At 34.2% G+C, this 9,719-nt stretch carries 10 protein-coding genes; 3 read left to right on the forward strand and 7 right to left on the reverse strand.

Annotated features, from left to right (window positions below):
- Positions 1-120 precede the first annotated feature (120 nt).
- From rihC to folD, 7 genes are all read right to left on the reverse strand, one after another.
- The gene (gene rihC, locus KA814_RS12560; RefSeq protein ID WP_064209116.1) at positions 121-1,029 is read right to left on the reverse strand and encodes a ribonucleoside hydrolase RihC; all 909 of its coding nucleotides are present in this window, start codon (positions 1,027-1,029) and stop codon (positions 121-123) included.
- Between the two features lie 157 nt (positions 1,030-1,186).
- Positions 1,187-1,477, reverse strand: a complete 291-nt coding sequence (gene qoxD / locus KA814_RS12565; protein WP_046207904.1) for a cytochrome aa3 quinol oxidase subunit IV — start codon at positions 1,475-1,477, stop codon at positions 1,187-1,189.
- Complete coding sequence (gene qoxC, locus KA814_RS12570; protein ID WP_046207903.1) at positions 1,474-2,079, reverse strand: cytochrome aa3 quinol oxidase subunit III; 606 nt, start codon at positions 2,077-2,079, stop codon at positions 1,474-1,476. Before qoxC ends, qoxD begins: the two co-directional genes overlap by 4 nt.
- Entirely contained in the window at positions 2,069-4,057 is a 1,989-nt protein-coding gene (gene qoxB, locus KA814_RS12575) for a cytochrome aa3 quinol oxidase subunit I (RefSeq protein ID WP_046207902.1), read from the reverse strand. Before qoxB ends, qoxC begins: the two co-directional genes overlap by 11 nt.
- A complete protein-coding gene (gene qoxA, locus KA814_RS12580) occupies positions 4,057-5,178 on the reverse strand; it encodes a cytochrome aa3 quinol oxidase subunit II (RefSeq protein ID WP_046207901.1) in 1,122 nt (373 codons plus the stop codon). The genes qoxB and qoxA overlap by 1 nt, the downstream gene beginning before the upstream one ends.
- Before the next feature lie 263 nt (positions 5,179-5,441).
- The gene (locus tag KA814_RS12585) at positions 5,442-5,759 is read right to left on the reverse strand and encodes an immunoglobulin-like domain-containing protein (RefSeq protein WP_046207900.1); all 318 of its coding nucleotides are present in this window, start codon (positions 5,757-5,759) and stop codon (positions 5,442-5,444) included.
- Positions 5,760-6,353: 594 nt separating this feature from the next.
- Positions 6,354-7,211 (reverse strand): bifunctional methylenetetrahydrofolate dehydrogenase/methenyltetrahydrofolate cyclohydrolase FolD, encoded by an 858-nt coding sequence (folD, locus tag KA814_RS12590; protein ID WP_046207899.1) that lies wholly within the window; start codon positions 7,209-7,211, stop codon positions 6,354-6,356.
- 204 nt (positions 7,212-7,415) lie between these two features.
- Between folD and purE the strand changes: the two genes are divergently transcribed.
- From purE to purC, 3 genes are read left to right on the forward strand one after another with little or no spacing between them, the layout of a single operon-like run.
- On the forward strand, positions 7,416-7,898 hold the full coding sequence (gene purE, locus KA814_RS12595) for a 5-(carboxyamino)imidazole ribonucleotide mutase (protein WP_064209115.1): 483 nt from the start codon (positions 7,416-7,418) through the stop codon (positions 7,896-7,898).
- Entirely contained in the window at positions 7,885-9,018 is a 1,134-nt protein-coding gene (purK, locus tag KA814_RS12600; protein WP_064209114.1) for a 5-(carboxyamino)imidazole ribonucleotide synthase, read from the forward strand. Before purE ends, purK begins: the two co-directional genes overlap by 14 nt.
- Entirely contained in the window at positions 9,018-9,719 is a 702-nt protein-coding gene (gene purC, locus KA814_RS12605) for a phosphoribosylaminoimidazolesuccinocarboxamide synthase (RefSeq protein WP_046207896.1), read from the forward strand. The genes purK and purC overlap by 1 nt, the downstream gene beginning before the upstream one ends.

The following is a 9,719-nucleotide window of genomic DNA, read 5'->3' on the forward strand; positions in this document are numbered from 1 at the left end:
TGTTTTGTAAGATGCAGACTGGATTGTCGTAGATATGATTAATTACGAATCTGAGTTCATACATATGATCAAAAATTGTAAATAATAAAAGATGAGTCAAGCGATTTGTGTATTAAAATTTTACTTACAATACTTTAAAGCATCGATAAACATCTGCTTAAAGATATTTGCTTGTACTGACATTACTACGGTTGTATTAGGAAATTGAGATTTGAAGTCAACTACTGAAGCACCCTTGGTTAATTTGCCATCTGTTTCAATTTGCACATCAGCTTCTCGTACAACAAAGTGTTCTGGATGCAGTAGATAAAGCAATGTATAAGCATCGTATACATTAATACCTTTTTCAAAATCGTCTCCTCTATAATGTTTGAATAACTGATGCAACATCTTACCAGTCTCGTTGATTGATTTTAGTTCATTAATTGTTTCATGTGTCAAACTAGAACTTCTAGCAACATCTAATCCTATCATTGTTATAGGTAGGCCAGAATTAAATACGATTTGAGCAGCTTCAGGATCACAATAAATGTTAAATTCAGCTAATGGTGTTACATTACCTCGAGATGCTGAGCCACCCATTAATACAATTTCTTTAATGTATGCTTTCACTTCAGGATAAGTCATTAATAATAATGCAATATTCGTTAATGGGCCAATAGGAATAAGTGTGATAGGCGTTTCGCTTTTGAGTAAAACATCTCGCATGGCCTCAACAGCATGAGTAGAATCGAGATCACTTTCATTGATTTCTGGGAAAGTATATCCTTCCATTCCCGATTCACCATGTACTTCACTTGCATCTACAATAGCTGATAAAAGTGGTTGTGAAGCACCTCTATGTACAGGTACATCGCTATTAAAGAAACGTTTGATTTTTAATGCATTAGCAGTTGTTTTTTCGATTCCAACATTACCATTGACTGTAGAAATCATTTTCAAATCAAATTCTGGATGGTTTAAAGCAAAGCTAATCGCTGCTGCATCATCAATACCTGGGTCTGTATCAATAATAATTGGTTGTTTCATAATTATCTAATCCTCCTGTTACAAAAATAGCATTATCAATTATATTCTACATCTTTTGGAGAAAGAAATGTTACAAAGTAAATTATTTAATGAAAGGTATAGGGGAGATGGATACGGGAATAAAAAAAGACTTCTCTTTCGAGAAGTCTTTTTGGGATTATAAGTGGCTTGAGTGTCCACCTTGCATTACCCAATACGTACCAATAACTGTAATTAGAGTAATGATAACCGCAAATATAACTTTAAACCCTTGTACATTTCCATCTTTACCTTCAGTTAAGTGCATGAACATTAATAATTGTACTGCAGCTTGGATAAAGGCAAAGCCAAAGATGATTGTAATCTTAGCATTTAGTGCCATTGATGTGTATAGGGTTACGAATACTGCTAAAATAGTCAAAACGATTGAGCCAATAAAACCTACTGTGTGTTTTACAATTGTATTCATCCGCTAAACACCATCCCTATCATATATACGGCAGTGAAGATGAAGATCCAAACAACATCTAAGAAGTGCCAATATAAACTTACTATAAATAATTTAGGAGCATTATCTTTATTTAATCCACGCATTGCAACTTGAATTAATAGACATGTAATCCAAACAATCCCTAGAGATACGTGGGCACCATGTGTTCCTAAAAGAATAAAGAAACTAGACCAGTAAGAACCAATAGTTAAGTTAACACCTTCTGAGACATAGTGAGCAAACTCATAAATTTCAAAGCCTACGAACACTACTCCGAATAGTAAAGTGATAATCATCCATATTGTCATTAATTTTGCTTTTTCTTGTCTCATATAGTAAATAGAAATACCACAAGTGTAAGAACTAATTAATAACGCAAATGTCATTATTAAAATTAGGGGTAATTCGAACATTTCAGTTGTCATTTTACCGCCATAATCGCCACCGTGTTGAAGCGTTAATAGGGTTGCGAATAGCGTACCGAATAATGAGACTTCCGCTGTAAGGAATACCCAAAAGCCAAGTCTATTTAAATTACCTTCATGCGAACGTTGATCAATAGTGTTTGCATCATGACTCATGACTTACAGCCTCCCTTTCTTTAATACGTGCTTCACGTAAACGTTTTTCGGTTTCTGCTACTTCAGAAGCTGGAATATGATAACCGTGGTCTACTTGGAAACTGCGGTAAATCATAGTACCAAAGATACCTATTAAGCAAATAACGGCTGGAAGTATAGTTTCAAAGACAAGGAAGAATCCACCGATTGTGAAGAAAATTCCCATCCAGAAACCAACTGGCGTATTATTTGGCATATGGATATCAGAATAATTGTGATTATCTAAGTAGTGTCTACCGTGTTCTTTCATATTTACAAATGTATCGTAGTCATTCCAATCTGGTGTAATAGCAAAGTTGTATTTAGGTGGCATTGCTGAAGCAGTTGACCACTCTAATGTACGTCCTAAGCCATCCCAGTTGTCACCAGTAGCTTCACGTGGTGCTTTGAAGAAACTATATACGATACTAGCAACTAAGAACATAAAGCCTAGTGCCATCATTAATGCACCGACAGTAGAGATTGCGTTTAGCAACCACCATCCATCTTCTGGCATATAAGTGTATAAACGACGTGGCATACCATCTAATCCAAGGATGAATTGAGGTAAGAAACAAACGTTAAATCCAATCATGAATAACCAGAAACTCCATTTGTTTAATGTCTCGTTTAACTTAAATCCAGTCATCTTAGGCCACCAGAAAATGAGTGCACCTAAACAAGCAAATACAACACCAGCTACTAATGTGTAGTGGAAGTGAGCAACTAAGAAGTACGTATTATGGTACTGATAGTCGGCTGCTGCCATTGCAAGCATAACACCAGTTACACCACCAAGTAAGAAGTTAGGAATGAATGCTAATGCGAATAGCATAGGCGATTCAAATGTAATTCTACCTTGATATAAAGTGAATAACCAGTTAAATAATTTAACACCTGTTGGTATACCAATCAGCATAGTTGTGATTGAGAAGAATGAGTTAATTAATGCACCATTACCCATAGTGAAGAAATGGTGAACCCAAACTAAGAAACTAAGGAATGCGATACCTGCTGTTGCCCACACCATACTTTGGTGACCAAACAGACGTTTACGTGCAAATGTTGGAATAATTTCTGAATAAATACCGAATGCCGGTAGGATAACGATATAAACTTCGGGGTGCCCCCATACCCAGAAGAAGTTAGCCCATAGCATTGGCATACCACCATTTGCGACTGTAAAGAATGCAGTATCGAAGATTCTATCTGTTGTAAACAGTGCTAGCGCAACTGTCAATACTGGGAAAGCCAAAATAACGATTAATGCTGTAATGAAAGTAGTAACCGTGAACATTGGCATTTCCATAAATTTCATCGTAGGTGTTTTACATCTAAGTATTGTTACAAAGAAGTTAATACCAGTCATTAGGGTACCTATACCAGAAATCTGTATTGCGATAAGGTAGTAGTTAACCCCAGGTCCTGGACTGAATTCTCCTGCGAGTGGTGCATAGTTAGTCCAACCAGCTGCAGGTGAGCCTCCGATTATAAATGATAGGTTGAATAACAACATACCAGAGAAGAATAACCAGAAACTTACGTTATTTAATACAGGGAATGCAACGTCTCTTGCACCAATTTGAAGAGGTACAATAACATTCCATAAACCAAAGATGAAAGGCATCGCCATAAAGATAATCATTATTACGCCGTGCGTACTAAAGACTTCATTATAGTGATTTCCTTCTAAGAATGTATTATCTGGAATTGCTAATTGTGTACGCATCATTAGGGCATCAATACCACCACGTACGAACATTAATACAGCACAGATTAAATACATAGCACCAATTTTTTTATGGTCAATAGACGTGAACCATTCTCTGTATAGATATTTCCACAATTTAAAGTAAGTAATTACTGCGATTACTGCGATGATAGCAAACGGTGCACCAATCTGCGCCATTGTAATCATCCAGTTACCTTGAACGAGTAATTGATCCCATGGGAAATTCATTAATGTCCACCTCCATGTTCATGGTCTTTTTTCTCAGCTTTAGATGCTTTTTCATCTTTAGCACCTTCTGAGATTTTTTCCATTTCATCCATATTATGTGATTCTTCATCTTTGAATTCACTATCATATGGTTCATTATTGCCTAGAATCATAGCTTTCATACCATGACGTTCATAGTTTGCGTTTGTGATTTGAGGTTTACGTGCAGGTTTATTCGGTTTATCCAATACATCTTTTTTAATTTCTTCAGGTGTATTGAAGTTTGGATCTTTCTGTACGTAATTGAAACGATCATAAGCATGGAAAATATACTCAGGATCAGCTGCTGGATCAACAAACGCCATGTGCGTACCACTGAAAGTTAAGTTTTTATTTTCAGTAGTTGGTAAAAGTTGTTTATCAAAAGTATCTTGATCTAATTTCTTTTGACTTTGAGCATCTTTTACCCAATCCTTAAATTTACTTTGGCTAACAGAATTAACATCAAATGTCTGACGAGCGAATCCTTCACCGTTGAAGTTTGAGTTACGTCCTCGGAACGTACCTTCTTCGCTAGCAGTTAATGTCCAATCCATTGTCATACCAGTCATCGCGTATTTTTGACCACCTAATTGTGGTATCCAGAAACTTGTCATCATATCCATTGATTGGAGTTTGAAGACAACAGGGCGATCTTTAGGTATTGTTAGGTGGTTAACAGTTTCGATTTTTTCTTCAGGATAACTGAAGAACCACTTATAACCAGCGCTTGTTGCATAGACAACAAGTGGATCGTCTTGTTTTTCCGGTTTAGCTTCATACATATAAAGTGATTTTACTGTAGGAATCGCTAAAGCGATAACGATGATCACCGGAATGATAAACCAAATTGTTTCAATTAAAGAATTGTGGTGCATCTTACCAGACTCGTCTGTTTTGTGTAATCTATATTTATATAGGAACAGAGCAAACATGATAAGTACGGCGGCAATAATAACAAGCATGAAGATGATTGAATAAATAATCAAGAACTTCGAGTCACTTGCTACCGGCCCTTTTGGGTTTAAAACTTCTACATTTGAACAACCACTAAGTATAATTAGTGAGCCAAAGAGTAGAAGCAAAGACTTAAATTTTGACACTTTTTTGACCTCCTAATAATACAATTGTAGGGCTTACCATCAATTTTAAGATATTACGCAATATTTACAAGTGTTTGTGCAAAAAAAATTATTGTAAAATTAAAAGAAACCCAACAAACTCAACGTCTGACGGGCTTTCAAAGATTTGTTAAAATTATGTGTACATTTTGTGAAAAGTGTCATATTTTAGGCGATAGGATAATTTCACACCAAAATTAATTGTTTGAGTGAAATTCATCATGACATATGTATTGATATACTATTTATTTTACTTCAATATATCTTATTGATTTATTCGTTGCACCTTCTGAATCTTCTACAGTATATTCAATTTTATATTTGCCTTCTTTTTCAGTGTTAATATTTCCATCTACTGAAATTTTGTGCGTTAAGTCACCATCTTCTTTATCATAGGCACGTACGCCATTTAATAAATTATAGTTATTTCCTTTATCGATGATAACATCGTTTGTTCCTTTTAATTCGGGGATAGAATTTTCTGTAGCTTCTGCACTTAGATTAGGTGAAACAAGGGTTGCAGATACCCCGAGTGCTGATAATGACTGCATTAATTTATTCATAACGTAAACCTCCGTATGAGCGTCATTTATTTTTTATCTTAAATACACTATATTTTATTTTGATAGAAATTACATCGTACTATAGTCTTAATATAACGTAATTGTGTAAATTAAGTTATAATTTTTCGAAAAAATTCAGTTAACTGTAATAAATTTTAAAAAAACGTAAAAACTACTAAAGAAAATTGAGTGTTTTTGAATAAAACCTTATTGATGGATGTTTTAATAATATAAGAACTGTTTTAGGAGATGGTTTAAAAATGAATATGAGCGTGGGGCAGAAATCTGATTTTACGAAAAAAATTTTGTCTGCTTATCTGGCCATATATGATTTGAATTGAAAAGTATAAAATATTTAACTGAACTTCAGCTTTCAAACAATTCTCACTTACGCAATTTGTTCATTTTGTAAAAAATGATTTGAAGTTTTATATAAGGAAGATAGTAGATCAACACGGCCTATATTTCATAAAAGTAAAATAAACGTCAATTTCTATTGTGATCACTTAGAAATTGACGTTTATTCATTAGTTTGAGATATGAAATCTCAGTTTTGCCTGTTATTAAAATATTTTTAAATTAAGCGTGTGATTGTTATTCAATACCTCTACGCATTTTTTCGGCCATAAGTGTATTGTTTAATACCATTGTAATAGTCATTGGGCCAACGCCACCAGGTACAGGTGTAATAGCACCAGCAATTTCTTTAACTTCATCATAGGCAATATCACCTTTTAATTTTCCGTTTTCATCTGGTGTATTACCAACATCAATTACAACTGCACCTTCTTTAACATCTTCTTTAGTAACAAGTCCAGGACGTCCAACAGCACTAACGATAATATCAGCGTTTTTTAAATGTTGGTGCATGTCTTTAGTTCTTGAGTGCAGTATCGTTACTGATGCATTTTTTTGTAATAATAGTTTTGATACTGGTTGACCTACAATATGACTTCTACCTATAACAACAGCATCTTTTCCTTCTAAATCAATGTCAGCATGATTTAGCAATTCCATAATACCAAGAGGTGTACAAGGTACAAATGTTTGTTGGTCAATATATAATTTACCTATATTTTCAGGATGGAATCCATCAACATCTTTAGCGGGGTTAATTGATTCTAGAACTTTTTGTTCGCTAACTTGATCTGGGAGTGGCACTTGAACTAATATGCCACTGACACTGTCATCCTCATTTAAGCGTTGTAGTTCACTTAATACTTTTTCTTCACTAGCACTTTCATCTAAATGTACGATTTCAGAAATCATGCCTATTTTTTCTGCAGCTTTCTTTTTAGAATTCACATAACTTTTACTAGCACCGTCATTACCTACTAATATTACTGATAATTTTGGCGTGTAACCCTTAGTTTGTAAAGCTTCGACTTGATCTTTTAGACCTTGTCTATAATCCTTTGCGATTTGTTTCCCGTCTAAAATTTTTGCGACCATGAAAAAATCCTCCTCCAATGTATGAACTTTACTTAACTTTAACATAATTAACATCATGTTTTTCAACCAAAAGACGAAAATTTAACGATTTTTTTACTTTAAAGTTCGATTTTTGATTGAAAAAGCGATTTTTAGTTGTTATGCTATATCTGTAATATACATCTAATAGACGTAACATTTCAAATTTCTGAAAGGGTGTTCATTTTGAAAGTGGTAGTCATAATGGGTAGTTCTTCCGACTGGGAGACTATGAAAGAAAGTTGTCAAATGTTAGAACAACTAGATATACCGTACGAAAAGAAAGTTGTTTCCGCACATCGTACGCCTCAATTAATGTATGAATTTGCAAAAGGAGCTAGAGACAATGGCTATGATGTCATTATTGCAGGTGCTGGTGGAGCAGCACACTTGCCAGGTATGGTTGCTTCAATGACGACATTACCAGTAATTGGTGTGCCAATAGAATCTAAAAGTTTAAAAGGATTAGATTCTCTTCTATCTATTGTCCAAATGCCGGGTGGTATTCCAGTGGCAACGACAGCTATAGGCAAATCTGGAGCCAAAAATGCAGGAATACTTGCTGCAAGAATGCTCAGCATTGGTAATAAAGTTATCCAAAAGAATTTGGAAAATTATGAAAAATTATTGGTTGAGAAAGTGAGTGATATGCAACATGAACTTCAATAAACTGACATTTGGATCAACGATTGGAATTATTGGTGGCGGGCAATTAGGAAAAATGATGGCACAATCTGCACAGAAAATGGGTTATAAAGTTATCGTTTTAGATCCTGATGAAAATTGTCCATGTCAATATGTAGCGCATCAATTTATAAAAGCAAACTATGATGACGAACAATCGCTTATTCAACTAGGTGAATTGTCCGACGTTATCACATATGAGTTTGAGAATATTTCTGCGCATCAATTACAAACATTAGTTTCTCAATATAATATTCCTCAAGGTTATCAAGCTATACAACTGTTACAGGATAGATTGATTGAAAAGCAAACCTTGCAAGGTGCTGGAACTCAAGTAGCACCATTTATAAAATTATCTGACCCAGATGAGTTATCTCAAGCTATAGAAACAATTGGTTTTCCTTTTATGATAAAAACAAGATTTGGTGGATACGACGGAAAAGGACAATTACTTATTACAAATGAAACAGATTTGGACAATGCAAAAGCGTTAATTGAAAAGCAAGAATGTGTCGCTGAAAAATTTTTAAATCTACAAAAAGAAGTTTCTTTAACGGTAACGATTGGTAACAATAATCAAATTACGTACTTCCCGTTACAAGAGAATGAACATCAAAACCAAATATTATTTAAGACTGTTGTGCCTGCACGTGTGGATTCACAAATTGAACAATTAGCACGAAATGAAGTTGAAAAGATCATCAAACATATTCACTTTGTAGGTACGTTTACAGTGGAGTTTTTCATCGATTCAAACAATCAATTGTTTGTGAACGAAATTGCACCTAGACCTCATAATTCAGGACATTATTCAATTGAAGCGTGTGATTATTCGCAGTTTGATACACATATATTAGCAGTGACAGGTCAACACTTACCAGAAAAAATCGAATTATTAAAACCTAGTGTAATGATGAACTTATTAGGAAGAGATTTAGATCTGTTAGAACATAAATTCGGCGATCATCCTGAATGGCATGTACATATTTATGGAAAATCAAGTCGTAAACCTGACCGTAAAATGGGTCATCTTACAATGCTTACAAACAATGTAGAACAAACAGAACAAACTTTACTAAATCATTTTGAAGGGAGACATGGCTAATGTCTTTGTTATATGAAGGAAAAGCGAAAAGAATTTTTTCTACGGCACAATCAGATGTACTTCGAATTGAATATAAGGATGAAGTCACAGCTGGTAATGGTGCCAAAAAAGATTTTATAGAAGGTAAAGGCCGTTTAAATAATCAAATTACTTCTAGAATTTTCAGTCTTATTCAAGATCGTGATATTAATAGTCACTTTATCGAACAACTATCAGAAACTGAACAACTCGTAAAATCTGTAGACATTATTCCATTAGAGGTCGTAGTTAGAAATATTGCTGCAGGCTCTATAACAAAGAGATTAGGCTTTGATAAAGGTCATAAGTTTGAAAGCCCATTAGTTGAATTCTTTTATAAAAACGACGATTTAAATGACCCTTTAATTACAGAAGATCACATACAATTATTAAATATAGCTAGTAAAGATGAAATTGAAAAATTAAAAGATGCAGCAATAACAATTAATTCAGTATTGCTTGAATTAATGGATGATATGGATCTAAGACTCGTAGATTTCAAAATAGAGTTTGGACGTAGCACGAATGGCCAAATTCTATTAGCAGATGAAATTTCACCAGATACATGTCGCATTTGGGATAAATATAGTGATACAAATTTCGATAAAGACGTTTATCGTGAAGATACTGGTTCAATCATAGACACTTATCAAACTTTTCTTAATAAATTGGAGGAACTATAA

Source organism: Staphylococcus sp. GDY8P196P (assembly GCF_017891705.1).
Classification (GTDB): Bacteria; Bacillota; Bacilli; order Staphylococcales; family Staphylococcaceae; genus Staphylococcus; species Staphylococcus ureilyticus.